This is a genomic window from Marinitoga aeolica (assembly GCF_029910535.1).
Taxonomy (GTDB): domain Bacteria; phylum Thermotogota; class Thermotogae; order Petrotogales; family Petrotogaceae; genus Marinitoga; species Marinitoga aeolica.
Genome location: NZ_CP069362.1, coordinates 1,212,946 through 1,228,809, shown reverse-complemented (window position 1 = coordinate 1,228,809; position 15,864 = coordinate 1,212,946). Strand labels below are relative to the sequence as shown.

The 15,864-nt window shown below is 25.1% G+C and carries 15 protein-coding genes and 1 pseudogene; 3 read left to right on the top strand and 13 right to left on the bottom strand.

All coding sequences use genetic code 11. The features are described 5' to 3' along the window. Positions 1-4 precede the first annotated feature (4 nt). The gene (locus tag JRV97_RS05780) at positions 5-976 is read right to left on the bottom strand and encodes a glycosyltransferase (protein WP_280997094.1); all 972 of its coding nucleotides are present in this window, start codon (positions 974-976) and stop codon (positions 5-7) included. Between the two features lie 277 nt (positions 977-1,253). Between JRV97_RS05780 and JRV97_RS05775 the strand changes: the two genes are divergently transcribed. The 3 genes from JRV97_RS05775 (at position 1,254) to JRV97_RS05765 (ending at position 2,342) form a co-directional block, all read left to right on the top strand. Continuing rightward, a complete protein-coding gene (locus JRV97_RS05775; RefSeq protein ID WP_280997093.1) occupies positions 1,254-1,415 on the top strand; it encodes a hypothetical protein in 162 nt (53 codons plus the stop codon). Further along, a complete protein-coding gene (locus JRV97_RS05770) occupies positions 1,381-1,710 on the top strand; it encodes an IS110 family transposase (protein WP_280997091.1) in 330 nt (109 codons plus the stop codon). The genes JRV97_RS05775 and JRV97_RS05770 overlap by 35 nt, the downstream gene beginning before the upstream one ends. A gap of 83 nt (positions 1,711-1,793) precedes the next feature. Then, positions 1,794-2,342 carry a transposase gene (locus tag JRV97_RS05765; protein WP_280997088.1) on the top strand — a complete coding sequence of 183 codons (549 nt, stop codon included), beginning with the start codon at positions 1,794-1,796 and terminating at the stop codon, positions 2,340-2,342. Between the two features lie 584 nt (positions 2,343-2,926). Here the strand turns inward: JRV97_RS05765 and JRV97_RS05760 are convergent. The 12 genes and pseudogenes from JRV97_RS05760 to JRV97_RS05705 all read right to left on the bottom strand — a co-directional run. Continuing rightward, positions 2,927-3,131, bottom strand: a pseudogene (locus tag JRV97_RS05760) (IS3 family transposase); the annotation flags it as partial. 124 nt (positions 3,132-3,255) lie between these two features. Next, positions 3,256-4,323, bottom strand: coding sequence for a GDP-L-fucose synthase family protein (locus JRV97_RS05755; RefSeq protein ID WP_280997086.1), 1,068 nt, complete (start codon positions 4,321-4,323; stop codon positions 3,256-3,258). A gap of 48 nt (positions 4,324-4,371) precedes the next feature. Next, positions 4,372-5,532 carry a GDP-mannose 4,6-dehydratase gene (gene gmd / locus JRV97_RS05750; RefSeq protein ID WP_280997084.1) on the bottom strand — a complete coding sequence of 387 codons (1,161 nt, stop codon included), beginning with the start codon at positions 5,530-5,532 and terminating at the stop codon, positions 4,372-4,374. A 3-nt stretch (positions 5,533-5,535) separates the two neighbouring features. Then, positions 5,536-6,456 (bottom strand): alpha-1,2-fucosyltransferase, encoded by a 921-nt coding sequence (locus JRV97_RS05745; protein ID WP_280997082.1) that lies wholly within the window; start codon positions 6,454-6,456, stop codon positions 5,536-5,538. Beyond that, positions 6,443-7,609 carry a nucleotide sugar dehydrogenase gene (locus JRV97_RS05740; RefSeq protein WP_281001010.1) on the bottom strand — a complete coding sequence of 389 codons (1,167 nt, stop codon included), beginning with the start codon at positions 7,607-7,609 and terminating at the stop codon, positions 6,443-6,445. The genes JRV97_RS05745 and JRV97_RS05740 overlap by 14 nt, the downstream gene beginning before the upstream one ends. Positions 7,610-7,643: 34 nt before the next feature. Then, the gene (locus JRV97_RS05735) at positions 7,644-8,657 is read right to left on the bottom strand and encodes an NAD-dependent epimerase (protein ID WP_281001008.1); all 1,014 of its coding nucleotides are present in this window, start codon (positions 8,655-8,657) and stop codon (positions 7,644-7,646) included. Positions 8,658-8,669: 12 nt separating this feature from the next. Beyond that, positions 8,670-9,482: a glycosyltransferase gene (locus tag JRV97_RS05730; RefSeq protein WP_281001007.1), complete on the bottom strand. Its 813-nt coding sequence runs from the start codon at positions 9,480-9,482 to the stop codon at positions 8,670-8,672. After that, complete coding sequence (locus JRV97_RS05725) at positions 9,479-10,735, bottom strand: exopolysaccharide biosynthesis polyprenyl glycosylphosphotransferase (RefSeq protein ID WP_281001005.1); 1,257 nt, start codon at positions 10,733-10,735, stop codon at positions 9,479-9,481. The genes JRV97_RS05730 and JRV97_RS05725 overlap by 4 nt, the downstream gene beginning before the upstream one ends. An 11-nt stretch (positions 10,736-10,746) precedes the next feature. Then, positions 10,747-11,373: a CpsB/CapC family capsule biosynthesis tyrosine phosphatase gene (locus JRV97_RS05720; protein WP_281001003.1), complete on the bottom strand. Its 627-nt coding sequence runs from the start codon at positions 11,371-11,373 to the stop codon at positions 10,747-10,749. Between the two features lie 19 nt (positions 11,374-11,392). After that, positions 11,393-13,549 (bottom strand): GumC family protein, encoded by a 2,157-nt coding sequence (locus tag JRV97_RS05715; RefSeq protein WP_281001001.1) that lies wholly within the window; start codon positions 13,547-13,549, stop codon positions 11,393-11,395. Between the two features lie 227 nt (positions 13,550-13,776). After that, the gene (locus tag JRV97_RS05710) at positions 13,777-14,757 is read right to left on the bottom strand and encodes a glycosyltransferase family 2 protein (RefSeq protein ID WP_281001000.1); all 981 of its coding nucleotides are present in this window, start codon (positions 14,755-14,757) and stop codon (positions 13,777-13,779) included. 12 nt (positions 14,758-14,769) lie between these two features. Beyond that, positions 14,770-15,861, bottom strand: coding sequence for a glycosyltransferase family protein (locus tag JRV97_RS05705; protein WP_281000998.1), 1,092 nt, complete (start codon positions 15,859-15,861; stop codon positions 14,770-14,772). Positions 15,862-15,864: the final 3 nt, after the last annotated feature.

Genomic DNA, 15,864 nt, shown 5'->3' with positions numbered 1-15,864 from the left:
ATATTTATAGTTTTTTCAATAATTTATAAAATATTAAAAATTCCTTTATTGATTTATTTATTAACATATCTAAAACAAATGCCTCAATAATAAATTTTACTTTAAAGAAAAAAAGATAATACTTTTTCGCTTTTAAATACTTTTTTGCAAATATACTTGCACTTTTATATTTATGAAAAAATGTAAAACCAGAAAATGATTTTTTTTCAGAGGAAGCACCTTGAACATGATCAACAATGTATTTCGTATTTAAAAATCCTTTGTATCCATATTTTTTTATTTGATAACCTATTATAATTTCTTCTCCATATAAGAATGTATCAACGTCAAAATATTTGATCATATTTATAAATCTCTTTGATAAAAGCATAAAAGCTCCAGAAAGAACATAAGCATCTACATCATTTTTAAATGGCATTTTCGATTTATATATAAAGTTATTTTTTACTGGAAAAAATATTCTATTTAAAATTGGACTTGAGACTATAAATAAGCTAAAAAGATTTGGAATTTTTCTAATTTGAATTTGTTTTTCAGCTTCTTTTTTTTGTTTAATATTATTTATTAATGGCATTTCAGCTACATATATAGAACCTTTTTTTTCTATATCATATATCATTTTATTTAATAATCCTTTTGTATGTATTATTATGTCATTATTCATTAATAACAGATAATCAAATATATAGTTATCATAAGCATATTTCAAACCTAAATTATTTCCCTTAGAAAATCCTAAATTGTTATTTGATCTAATTATTATTATATTATTATTAGTATTAATTTGTTGAATGTTTTTTAGCAATTTTTCATAATCATCTTTTAAAGAGTTATTATCAACTACAATTAATTTATATAATAACCCTTGATGATTTTTAATGAAAGAATCTATAGCTTTTAATGTATATTCCGCTGAATTGTAATTTATTGTAATAACTATTAATCTTACTCGCAATTTCTCAGAATTCTCTAACATTTTTCCTCTCCTCTTCAAAGAAATATTCTTATGTATAATGTTTTCATATAATTAATAAATATGATATTTATTTTTAAAAAAAGTATTCTAACTCTGAGTTATTATATAACTAAAGTAATTCTGTCACCTCCTGCACAAAAGGCGCTTTGAATAGTCTGACTAACTTTGGTATATAAGTTGAATTGCTACCGGAGAATGAGTTTGAGCTCCTACGTACCATAAGGTTCTTTTCTTATATACCCAGAGTTAGAAGCTAATTCTGAAAGGTTGTGTTTCTATGTTGTTTGTTGGTATTGATGTTTCTAAAGATAAGCTTGATTTTTATCTTGATAATTCTATCAAAGGTGTTGTTGATAACTCTATTGATGGTTATGAGAAACTTGTTTCTATTTTCAAGGGCAAAGATGTTGCTTTTGCTTATAACTGGTGTTTATTCTAAAAACATTTTTGTTTTTCTTAAATCTCACGGTTTTGATGAGTTGTTTTTTGTTTCTCCTTCTGATGTTCATAATACTAGAAAGATTCTTAATTGGCCTAAAACTGATAAATTAGATGCTAAAGTTATTCAAAAAACTGCTATTAAGTTTCCTGAGAATCTTACTCCTTTTGTTCCTAAAGATTCTTTTTTTGAATCTCTTAGAGAAATTACTCGTTCTAGATATCATATTAATATTTTATCTGATTATTCTGCTGAAGATATTGTTAATAGTCTATTAATGATTTATTCAATTTAGTTTCTTCTTTATATAAAAGAAGACTCGGTATTGACTTTGCTAAGAAACTTAAGTCTATTATTACTAAGATTTATCGTTCTACTTTGAATGATTTTAATACAGCTAATTTTAATATTGCTCTTGCTTTTGATAGAATTAAACTTTTGAAATCTCAAATCGATCGTATTGACAAACAACTAAACTTATATTTTAAACGTTTAAACACTACTCTTGATACTATACCAGGTATTTCTGTTGTTTTATCTATGTCTATTATTTCTGAAATTATTAATATTGATAATTTCGCATCTGATTCTAAATTATCTTCTTATGCTGGACTACGCTGGGATTTAAATGATTCTGGTAAAAAAACTGATAATCACAAAGATTTATCCAAAAGAGGTAATAAATATCTAAGATATTACCTATATCAAGCAGCTTCTTGTGCTATTAGGTATGATCCTGTACTTAAATCTTATTACAAAAAGAAAAGAGCTCAAGGTAAATCTCACAAAGCGACTGTTATTTTTACTGCCAGAAAATTAGTTAGAAGTATTTATTATATGCTTAAAAATAATTCATCCTATAATCCTATTGAATTATCTCAACCTTCTAAAAATATGGTATTTTTGAAGGATGATGGTGATAATTAAGCAATACAATTAACTAAACAATTAAATAATTCTATTTTTTGCACCCTGTGCATAATATTTGTTTTAGTCTTTTTTCTATCGTTTTATTCTGAATTCTTGTTGTTTTACATCCTTGTTAATTTTCATTGTTTTTTTTATTTTCCTCTTGACTTATTACCGGAGACTCTTTTAGTTCAACAGTATATTTCCAAATAATTGACTTATCTTTTATATGTCCAAAATGTAGATATAAGTACACTCAAATTTATATTAGCTTAGATCCTAAACACACTTTTATTAAAAAATTATTTTTATCTTCAGTATTATTGATATAATTTTTTTAAAAAACTCATTATTCTTTTTACAGGAAAAATTTTCTTCTTATAAAGCTATTCTTAAGCATTACTATTATTAAAAAAGTTTGGAAAAGTTAATAATTTTTTATAATTATAAATATTTGTCTTAGTTGAAATCGATTAAACACCTTCCTTTTCAACAATTTCATATAGTTAATAATTTAGATTTTATAAAAATAAATAATGATTTGATTAATGGTCTTATCCAAGAACGGTGGGCAGGCTAAGTTTAACTAAAAAAATAGCATTTTAAGCAATGTAACTTTTTTCTAACAATTTTAAGGCTTCATCTTCTTTTTCTTGTGGAGTCATGTAATTGATAGAACTATGTATTCTTTTTCTGTTATAAAATGATTCTATGTATTCAAATATTTTTATTTTTGCTTCTTCAAAGGTTTTATAATTATTTACCCATATTTCTTCTTTTTTTGATTATTGAATAAAATGATTCTATTTTTAATCTTTTTTCTAATCAAAATAATAATTCTAATGAAATTAAATTAATTTTAATGATTTTATTGTTTACTTGAAAAATGAGTTCACTTATTTTTTCTCAAATTGTTAGAATATTCAGATAACTAATATAAATATTCAAAAATTCTTCTAATACCCTCATCCAATTCAACACTATATTTCCATCCTAATTTATTTAATCTTGTTACATCTAATAATTTTCTTGGGGTTCCATCAGGTTTTGTTGTGTCATGTATTATTTCTCCTTGGTATCCTATTATTTCTTTTATCATTTTTGCTAATTCTTTTATTGTTATATCTTTTCCTGCTCCTATATTTACAAAATAATCTGGCGATATCTTTCCCATTTCTTCTGCATCTACGTTTCTCATTAGATATACACATGCATCTGCCATGTCATCTACATACAAGAATTCTCTATATACTTCTCCTGTTCCCCATAATGTTATGTTTTCTTTTGTTATTCCTACTTGTTTTAATACTTTGTCTATTGTTTCATTGTTATTTTCATCTATTTCTTTATCTAATCCAAATCCTATTGGATATTTTTTTATGTTTTCTTTTATTTTTTCATAATTTCCTTCGTTTAATAATTTTCCTAAATAGAATTTTCTTATTAATGCTGGTAATACATGTGCAGTTTCTAAATTGAAGTTATCATTTGGTCCATATAGGTTTGTTGGCATTACACTTATGAAGTTTGTTCCATATTGTTCATTATAATATCTACACATTTTTATTGCTGATATTTTTGCTATTGCATATGGTTCATTTGTTGGTTCTAATTCTCCTGTTAGTAAGTATTCTTCTTTTAATGGTTGTTTTGCATATTTGGGATATATACATGATGATCCAAGATTTAGTAGTTTTTTTACTCCATATCTATATGATGCTTCTATTACATTTGCTGCTATCATTATATTTTGATATATGAATTCTGCTTTGTATGTGTTATTTGCTAATATTCCTCCTACTTTTGCTGCTGCTAGGAATACATATTCTGGTTTTTCTTTTTCAAAGAATTCTCTTGTTGCTTTTTGATCTGTTAGGTCTAATTCTTTATGTGTTCTTGTTATTATATTTGTATATCCTAATTCTTTTAGTTTTCTTACTATTGCAGAACCTACTAATCCTCTATGTCCAGCTACATATATTTTTGCATTTTTTTCCATTTTTACATCCCCTTGTTTTTATTTATCTTTTTATATTTTTTTTATTTTTTATTCTTTTATCCATTCATTTCTGTGTTTTTCTTTTATTGCTAATCCTAAGTCATATTCTGTCATTATTTTTACTAATTCTTCAAATGTTGTTTCTGGTTTCCATCCTAACTTTTCTTTTGCTTTTGTTGGATCACCAAGCAATATATCTACTTCTGTTGGTCTGAAATATTTTGGATCTACTGCTATTATTTCTTGTCCTTCTTTTAGATGATCTGTATTTATTTTAAATTCTTTTAGGTCTGGATGTTTTTCTTTTAATTTTTCTATTATTTCTTTTGTTTTATTTTTATCTATTTTTTTGATTATTCCTTTTTCATCTATTCCTATTCCTTTCCATTCTATTTCTATTCCTAAATTATTAAATGTTTTTTCACAGAATTCTCTTACTTCATGTGTTTCTCCTGTTGCTAGTACATAGTCATCTGGTTTTTCTTGTTGCAATATCATCCACATTCCTTTTATATAATCTTTTGCATATCCCCAGTCTCTTTTTGCACTTAAGTTACCTAGGTATAATTTTTCTTGATTTCCTACTAATATTCTTGTTGCTGCTCTTGTTATTTTTCTTGTGACGAATGTTTCTCCTCTTCTTTCTGATTCGTGATTGAATAGTATTCCATTACATGCAAACATATTATATGCTTCTCTATAGTTTACTGTTATCCAATATGCATATAATTTTGCTGCTGCATATGGACTTCTTGGATAGAATGGTGTCTTTTCATTTTGTGGTATTTCTTGTACTTTTCCATATAATTCTGATGTACTTGCTTGATAGAATTTTGTTTTCTTTTCTAATCCTAGTAAATGTATTGCTTCTAATATTCTTAATGTTCCTAACGCATCTGAATTTGCTGTATATTCTGGTATTTCAAAACTTACTTTTACATGACTTTGTGCTGCTAAATTGTATATTTCATCTGGCTGTATTTTTTGTATTAATCTTATTATATTTGTTGAGTCTGTTAAGTCATTATAATGTAGGAATAATCTAACATTTTCTTCATGAGGATCTTTATATAAATGATCTATTCTTTTTGTATTGAAAGAAGATGATCTTCTTATGAATCCATGTACTTCATATCCTTTTTCTAGTAAGTATTCTGCTAAATAACTACCATCTTGTCCTGTTATCCCTGTTATTATTGCGGTTTTCATTTTTTAATTCCTCCTACTTAATTTTATCCATTCGGGTGGAACGATATCTATTTTTGAACCATCATTAAACCATTCTTTGGGAGCAATAACTATTTTATCCTTATTATTTATTAACCAGGCACCCCACCAATAAAAAGTGCTATTTACAATTATTGCATGCTTAAATGAACCTAATACAAATAATTCTTCTAAATCATTTACCTGGTCTTTCTTTTCCCTATATATAACTTTTTCATCAAATTTAATATTATTTTTTACCCAATCGATATCATTTGAAAAAACATAAAATTTTGGATTTAACACTTTTCTTTTGATTATTTCAATTGCTCTATTAAAATAATTTTCATCAAAAATTCCATATCGATTCATACTTTTTTTTGTACTATGATAATCGCCTTTTCTAATACCTATAAATACTGATTCTTCTTTAGTAACTTTATCAATAAATATTGCATTTTTTTTACTTATTTTATCTCTCAAAGTAATTTCTTTTTTTAATATTTTTTCTACATTCTTAACATATCTCCATGATTGCCAATATCCATCAAAAATTATATAATTTATAATATCTTTAACCGTTCTATACTTCCTATCAAATTCAAAAAAATATTTTCTATTAAATAAGGTCTCAAATACAGTACTCATTTTATATTTTTTGGATTTCGGATTAAATTTAAAACTCTTAAATATTAAAACTTTTTTTAAATCTTTTTCTGTAGCAATATCAATATTTACATTCATTTTTAATATTCTTGGTACTCTTATCAAATCTTCTTTGATTAAATTATTATAATGAGAAAAATCTCCTTTAACTTTACAATTACAATATCTCTCAATATTTTTTAAAAATGCATATTGAAATAATTGATTTCCTAAACCACCTTTAAATTTTACAAATTTTATTTTTTTGTTAATCTCTCCCATACAAATCCCTCGTATATACTTTCTCTCTTACATCTTCCAATTCTTCACACATTCTATTCGCTAATATTACATCTGATATTTTTTTGAATTCTTCTAAATCTCTTATTACTCTCGAGCGGTAAAATTCATCTTCTTTTAATGCTGGTTCATATACTACTACTTCTATTCCTTTTCCTTTTATCCTTTTCATTACTCCTTGTATTGCTGATTGTCTAAAATTGTCTGAGTCTTTTTTCATTGTTAGTCTATATACTCCAACTATTTTTGGATTCTTTTTTATTACCATTTCTGCTATGTGATCTTTCCTTGTTGAGTTTGCTTTTACTATTGCTTCTATTAAGTTATTTGGTACATCTTTATAATTTGCTAATAATTGTTTTGTATCTTTAGGTAAACAATATCCACCATATCCGAATGATGGATTGTTATAATGATTTCCTATTCTTGGGTCTAAACATACTCCTTCTATTATTTGTTTTGTGTTTAATCCTCTTATTTCTGCATATGTATCTAATTCATTAAAGAATGCTACTCTCATTGCTAAATATGTATTTGCAAATAATTTTATCGCCTCTGCTTCTGTTGAATCTGTAAATAATACTGGTACATCTTTTTTTATTGCTCCTTCTATTAATAATTCTGCAAACTTTTCTGCTCTTTTTGATCTTTCACCTACTATTATTCTTGATGGATATAAATTATCATATAATGCTTTTCCTTCTCTTAAGAATTCCGGAGAGAATATTATATTTTCTGTTTCAAATTTTTCTCTTGCTTGTTTTGTATATCCAACTGGTACAGTTGATTTTATTATCATTATTGCTTTTGGGTTTATTTTTAATACATCTGATATTACTTTTTCTACTGAACTTGTATTAAAATAATTTAATTCAGGATCATAATCTGTTGGTGTTGCTATTATTATATATTCCGCATCTTTATATGCTTCTTCTATATTTGTTGTTGCTTTTATATTTAAATCTTTTGTTTTTAAATATTCTTCTATTTCTTTATCTTTTATTGGGGATATTTTATTATTTACCATATCTACTTTTTCTTGTATTATATCTAATGCTACTACTTCATTATGTTGTGATAATAATACTGCTAATGATAATCCTACATATCCCATCCCTGCTACTACTATTTTCAAAGTTATTCCCCCTCTTATTCCGATTAATACTAAATTAAAGGTTTATATTATAATATTCTTTATACCAATTTACAAATTTCTCTAATCCTTCTTCAATACTCGTACTTGGTCTAAAACCTATTTCTTTTTCTAAATCAGAAACATCAGCATAAGTTCTCAATACATCTCCTGGTTGCATATCCATATATATTTTTTCTGCTTTTTTTCCTATTTTTTCTTCAAGAATAGATATGAATGTTTCTAATTTTACTGGTTGATTGTTTCCTATATTGTATATTTTATACGGAGCAAAACTACTACTTATACTATCCTTTGTTTCATCCCAATCAGGATTTGGTTTTGGTATAACATTTAATAATTTATATATTCCCTCTACAATATCATCTATATATGTAAAGTCTCTTTCCATATTTCCATGGTTAAATACTTTTATCGGATTTCCTTCTATTATATTCTTTGTAAACGAAAAATATGCCATATCCGGCCTTCCCCATGGACCATATACAGTAAAAAATCTTAATCCCGTAGTTGGTATTCCATATAAGTGACTATATGTATGTGCCATTAATTCATTTGATTTCTTTGTTGCTGCATATAAACTTACTGGATGATCTACATTATGATTTGTTGAAAATGGTGCTATTTTATTCCCCCCATATACTGAACTTGAAGATGCGTATAGTAAATGCTTAACAGGATAATTTCTACATGCTTCAAGAATATTCATAAATCCTATTAAGTTTGAATCAACATACGCATAAGGATTTTTTATAGAATATCTTACTCCTGCTTGAGCTGCTAAATTTATTACGTATTCTGATCTATACATTTCAAATATTTTATCTACTTCTGTTTTATCTTTAATATCTACTTTATGGAATATAAAATTGTTATTTTGTTCTAATATTGCTAATCTATCTTCTTTTAGTTTAGTATCATAATAATCATTAATATTATCAATTCCTATTACATTATATCCTTTTTCAAGTAAATGCTCAGATAAATGAAAGCCTATAAAACCTGCTGTTCCTGTTATTAATATTTTCATATTTTATTCTCCTTATCTTGGGTCTAATTTTTTAAATATATTATATGTAAAAGGGGGCACAATCCCTAAAAAAATAGGTATTAATAACATATACCATTTATAATAGGGAACTCTATTAATCTTAAATCCATTTTTCTTTATATAAAAATCATTTAACCTATATTTAAAATTCCTTTTTTTAGAATAATTTCTTTCGTATCTATAATATAAAAGATAATCATTTAAATTATGAAATTTTAAACCTATAGAAGCTGCTCGAAAATACATATCATAATCCTGTGAAGTTCTATATTTTATATCATAGAAATTTATTTTTTCTAAACTTTCTTTTTTAAACATTATGGTTGAATGAATCAAAGGATTTACTTTTAACATAATTTTTTTTATATCTATATCTGTAATAGGAACAGTTCTTTTTCTAATTTCATTATTAAACTCATCAATATCTATTGCCCAAGTACCCAAAATATCTACTTCAGTATTTTCCATTAAAAAAGAAATTTGTTTTTCAAATCTGTTATTTTTTGAAACATCATCTGCATCCATTCTTGCTATTAAAGAACCTTTTGACTTATTTATTAGAAAGTTTAAGTTATAAGTCAATCCTTTATTTTCATTATTAAAAAAAACTTTAATTCTATCATCTATATTTGAAAATTTTTTTAATATTTCTCTTGATTTATCATTACTATTGTCATCAATTATTAAAAATTCAAAATTTTCATATGTTTGATCAAGAATACTTTTGATTGAATCACTTAGATATTTTTCTCCATTGTATACACTCATTACAACACTTACCAAAGGATATTTTTTATTATTCACTTCGCTCCCCTCTTCCAAAATACAGCTTCTAATGTTTGTAATATTATTCTTAAATCAAATAATGTATTTCTATTTTTTACATAATATAAATCATAACTAAGCTTTATTTTTGTATCTTCTTGTGATGATGCATATTTAAACATTATTTGCGCCCAACCAGTTAATCCAGGTTTTACCTTATGTCTAGCATAATAAAAAGGAATATTTCTGTTAAATTCTTTTACAAAAGGTATTTGCTCTGGTCTTGGACCTACTAAAGACATATCTCCCTTAAGGATATTTATAAATTGTAATGTTTCATCAATTCTTATAGGTCTTATTAATCTACCTACTTTTAATATTCTATCTTTTTCATCATCAGCAAATTTTGGACCATCTGTTTTAATATTTTTCATACTTCTGAATTTAACCATATTAAATGGTCTTTCATTCAAACCTACTCTTTTTTGATTAAAAACTATTGGTTTTCTATCTTCTATGTAAATCAAAACTGAAGTTAATATCATAAATGGTGAAAATATAATTAAAGCAATAATTGATCCAATAATATCTATTAATCTTTTAGCTGGTGAATATTGTTCTTGCTCAAAAATTATTGAATAATATTCTTTAAACTTTTTTACCACTTCCAAAGGAATTCTTTTTAAATGTTTTTCAACTAAATTTGGTAAATATTCTATTTCTATTCCCATCTCTTTATATTCTTCAAGTTTATCCTTTACTATTTCTTCTAATTTGGGATCTGTTACTAAAATAGCATGGTATCCTTCACTTACCAGTTCATCAAGTTTTACCGGTGATGGGTTTATATAATCTATGAACTGTAATTTATTTAATGTTTTTTCACCAAGTTCATTTAAAACCTGTCCTATTTCATTTTCTCTTCCTATGACTAAATATCTTTTTGGTTTTGCATGCTTTTCAAAAAGCTGGTATTCGAGTTTGTGTAATAATGGTAAAATTAAAAGCGAGATAAATAGGTTATTTATAAACGTATTTCTATTTATATTATTTTCAAGGAATATAGGATAAAAGAAAAGCAATATAACTGAACCCAATAAAAATCCTGCAAATATTCTTATAATCGATTCATTTAATGAATTCATCGTTTCAAGATCATATGATCTAAATGCATAATATCCTAAAAATAATGATAATGATATTATTAATGAGATATACCATGTATAATTAAATAGAAAAATATTTATTATTATTAATATAATCAAATCAATTATTTTTGGAAATTTTCGCATAATAACACGTCCTATATCTTCAATATCTTTTTACCTTTTTCCATTATATATTCATATTTTTTAAACAATGAAAAGTCTATTGGTTTTCTTTTTTTACCATGATAATCTGTTGCTATGAAATCGATAAGTTCATTTGGTATAAAATAATTGTCATTTTCTATATATTCTAAATTCATTTGGAAATATACATTCATTCTTTTTAATTTATCTATTAATGCTTCATTATCTTTCAACCATTGATATCTTTCTACGTGAGCTAATATTATTTCATATCCTTCAAGTTGTAAATCAAATATTGTATCCAGTAAATAAACAGGATATATTGTTGTTGGTAATTCTATTAATACAAAATAATCTTTTAATGGTATAAAATTATTATTTTGATTTGGTCCTAAATATAATTCACTACCTAAATATGTTGTTATTCCTATTTCAATTGCTTTTTCTTTTAATATTTCATAATGCTCTTTTATTTTTCCTATATCTGTTTTTACTGTTGGATGATTTACATGTGGTGTAAAAAACACTGTCGTAATATTATTTTTTTTATAATTTTCCAATGTTTCTATTGATTCTTCTATTGTTTTTAATCCATCATCTACTCCAAAGAGTATATGATTATGTATGTCATAAAACATATAAACACTTCCTTAATTATTATTTTGATTTTTTACTTCTTTTTTTCTTTTCACCATCTTGGTAATAATAATAATAATAATAATAACCTGAATTCTTTTCATTTATATCATCAATTACAATACCAAGTAATTTATTATCAGATGTTGTAATATTTTCAAGGGCTACTTTTAATGAATGCTTTTGTGTTTTTCCAGCTCTTACTACTAATACTAAACCATCCGTGTGCTTTGCCACAATTAAAGCATCTGCCGCTGCAAGAATTGGAGGTAAATCTATAACTATTTTGTCGTATTTTTGTCTTAATTGTTCTATTAATTCACCAAACTTCTTTGATGTTAATAAGGCTGTTGGGTTAGGAGGTAATGGACCAACTGGTATAACGTCTAAATTTTCCATATAATTTTGTGTAACTCTTTCTATTGGTATATCTTTTAATATGTGGTTAACAACACCAATATTATATCTTTCTAATCCCAATGCTTTTTCAACCCTTGGTTTTCTCATATCAATATCAATAAGTAATGTTTTTAAGCCGTTTTGTGCATAAGATATTGCCAAATTCGCTGAAGTTATTGTTTTTCCTTCTCCTGGACCTGCACTTGTTATTGCAATTACTTCAGGAGCTGGAGTTGTAGAATAATTAATATTAGCTAATGTTAATTTAATAGATTCTGAAACAGGAGAAACTGGTTCATTTAATACTATTAATTCCGGTTTTTCATATTCTTTTTTCATTTCAAATGTTGGAATTCTACCTAATACTATATGACCTTTTGCCATTCTTTTTATTTCATCTTCATCTTTTATACTTTTATCCATATATTCAACTATAAAAGCAACAAGAATACCTAAGAATATTCCTAATACCCCACCTATTGCTGCAGTTAATTTTTTATTTGGTTTTATTGGTTTATTGGGGGTTATTGCTGAATCTATTAATTTCGCTGTTCCTACAACTCCTGCTTCTGCTATCCTTGTTTCTTCTAATTTTTCTAATAATAATGTATATAGATTTTCTTTTACTTTTATATCTCTTTCTAATTCTAATAATTGCTGTTCAAGTAATGGTAATTTTGAGAATTTTTCATTATATGTTGATTTTAATTTTGTCAATGCATCTATTGTTGATTTTAATACTTCTGTTGTATATTGTGATTCTATTAATTGTAAATATATGTCTTGATAAGCAGGATTAATTGTTTGTACCTGTGAAGTTATTATTTTAGATACTTCATCTTTTAATAATTTTTCTGTTTCTGCTATTTTGTCTTTGATTTCCTTTACTTTTGGATCTGTTTCTGGATATACGTTTAACAACCCAGCCAATTCCACTTTATAATCAATTAATTTGGATTTTAATTGGCTTACTAAAGGATTTGTTGATATGGTTTCTGATGAAATGATTTTTTCATCAACCTTTTTTAATAAGTCGTTGAATGCCTTCACCTTTGATTTTGTTTCTTCTAATTGAAGGTTATATTGGTTTATTTGCCTATCGTATTCTAATGTGAAAGATAATATGTTTTTTGCTTCTTCATCAAGCAAAAATACTTTATTTTTTTCTTTGAATTTTCTTATTTTTTCTTCTGCAGCTTTTAAATCAGATTCTACTTTTGGAATTTGTTGTTCTATAAACTCACGCTTTACTGTATATTCATTTTTAGACAATGTTTTTAAAAATTCATTATATACCTCTGCTAATTTATTTGCTACATTTCTTGCTAATTCTGGATTATCACTTTGAACAGAAATTTTAACTATATTTGTGTCTTTCACAGGCGAAACCGTTATCATTTCGGATAATGTTTTTACTATGTCCTGTTTTGTTATTTCTGCTTTTGGGTCTTCTGATTTATTCTTAAAGTATTCTATTAAATTTAAATCATCCACTACTTTTTCTAAATTAGTTCTGCTTTTTATTAATTCTACCTCTGTTGAAATTTCTGGCCTTGCAGAAGTGATTTGTGAGGTGAATAAATCTGATATAGAACTGCTCTGCTGTGGTTCGATTTTCAATGTGACGTTTGCTTCATATATGGGTGTTGTTATAAAAAGATAGGTTATGGTTAAAGCTACTGTTACTGCCACTGTAAGAAAAAACCACCAAAAACGTTTTTTAAATATATGCATTATGTCCTCTAGAGTAAGTTCATCTTCATAGATTTCTGGTTCCATTCTTTTCCTCCGTTCATTATAATTCTATCTATATATATTTTACTATAATAATTTGATTTGTCAATATTATTTAAACATATATTTATATTGAACATATAATCTTGTATTATTTTATCATTAATTGAGTTATATTGCAACTTTTTTCTTTTCTGTTTTGTTTAAATTCGAATTAATATATCAGGTGATTAATTAATTTTGTTATTTAAATAAAAATAAATTTTTATGTATTAAAGAATGAGAAAAAGACCATAAAATGAGCCAAGTCCATATGAAATATGCAATATCCAGAAAGATAATAATGATGGTAAGAATAGTTTTAAATTTTTATTTTTTAATGATATTTCTAATGAAAAGTATATTGTTAGAACAAGATAAATTGAAAGGATTATGAAAAATGGTATTCTTACAATTGGTGAGAATATTGAAGCTATTGTTCCAAATATTAAAAATAATACGAATAATAGCGGGATTATATGTCTTAATGAAAAACCCTTTTTAGAATAATGTGTAGAAAGTATTACCCATAATCCATTTTGGAAATTGTTTTTAAATAAGTCTTTGTAATTATCTCTTGCATAATAATAACTTTTTGCTTCTGGAACAAGCTTTATTTTCATTCCTGATTTTTTTAATCTTAAATTCATTTCTATGTCTTGATTCCTTTTTAATTGTGGAACAAACAATCCTACTTTTTCAAATACTTCTTTTTTATATATTCCATATGCTACTGTGTCTACATATTCTTCTTTTGAGTTTTCAAGTCTATATTTCGCATTTCCTATTCCCAGCGGATGAGAGAGTATATGTGATATTGCTTTTGCAATTGTCGTTTCTTTTCCAGGTTTTGTTATCATTATTCCACCAACAATGTCACATTTATTTTCATCTAATCTTTTTACACATGCAGATATATAACTTTTTGAATATGTTGTGTGTGCTCCTGCTATCATAATATAATCACCAGTTGCTGCTTTTATTCCTAAATTTAAAGCAACTGGTGTTATTTTTTGTTCATTATCTATTATTTTTATATCTAAATTTTCTTTATTTTGATATTCTTTTATTATTTCTCTTGTTTTATCTTCACTCATACCATCAACAATGATTATTTCTTTATTTTCATAATCATTTTCTATTAATGAATTTATACATTTTTCTATATACTTTTCTTCATTAAATGTTGGTATTATAATAGATACCTTTTTCATTTTATCCCCCCATTAAGATAATACAAAGTTTACAAACTCTTTTTCTTTTTTTTCTGTCCAAATAAATTCATGTTTATATTTTCTTATATTTTCTAATAACTCATCATAATTCTCATATGCTTTTATTATTTTATCGACTGATTCTTCTACTTTCTTTGGATTTATAACCACACCTATATTGTATTTTTCTACTTCTTTTGCCATTGATATAAACGTATTCTTTACTATAACTGGTGTTTCACTGGCAATTGAATCGTAATATTTATTTGGTAAAGAGAATATATCATTTTTATACTCTCTATTTTTTATTGTATTAAAGGATATTAAAGAAAATGCTGATTTTGATAATTCTTTCATCATATCCTCATATGGTAAAAAATTTGTATGCTCATGTGGTATATCTTTAAAATACTCTGATTCCATTCCGATTATTTTGAATTTAAAACCTTTTTGAATTAGTTTTTTTAGTATTTCTTTTTCATCATCTAAATTTCTATTTATTTTACCTACAAAAGATATTTCTTTAATTATTTCTTTTTTTTCTACTGATATTTCTGCATAATTTTTTTGAATAAAATAATCATTATGAATATTTAATTTTTGATATACATCTTTTTGCATGTCCGTTGATACAAATACTAATTTATCTGATAATATTAATTGTTTTTCAAAAATTTTCCATAATGCTTTTTCTTTTATTTGTTTTTTTATTCCTGATAAATTGTTTAAAAAATTTTCTGGATGATATTCATGAATGTCATATATTATTTTTTTGTTTCTTTTTTTGGCTATTTTAAAAGGTTCTAATGGTCTGGAAGCTAAAAAATGATGCATATATAATATATCATAATCATAATTTTTTATCATATTCACAATTTTTTTATCGAGTTTTCTTCTGTTTTTTAGTTTTATCATTGGGTTTGCTTGAATATTTTTAGTATATTTTATTGGTATATATGTTACATTACTCTCTTCATATTCTGTTTCATCGTTATTTGTCCAATATTGATATATTACCTTATTTTCTTTTGACAGTGCTTTTACTGTTCTAAGTACTCTTTTATCGTATTTTGGATGCATATATCCTATTATTAGTATTGTCATGAT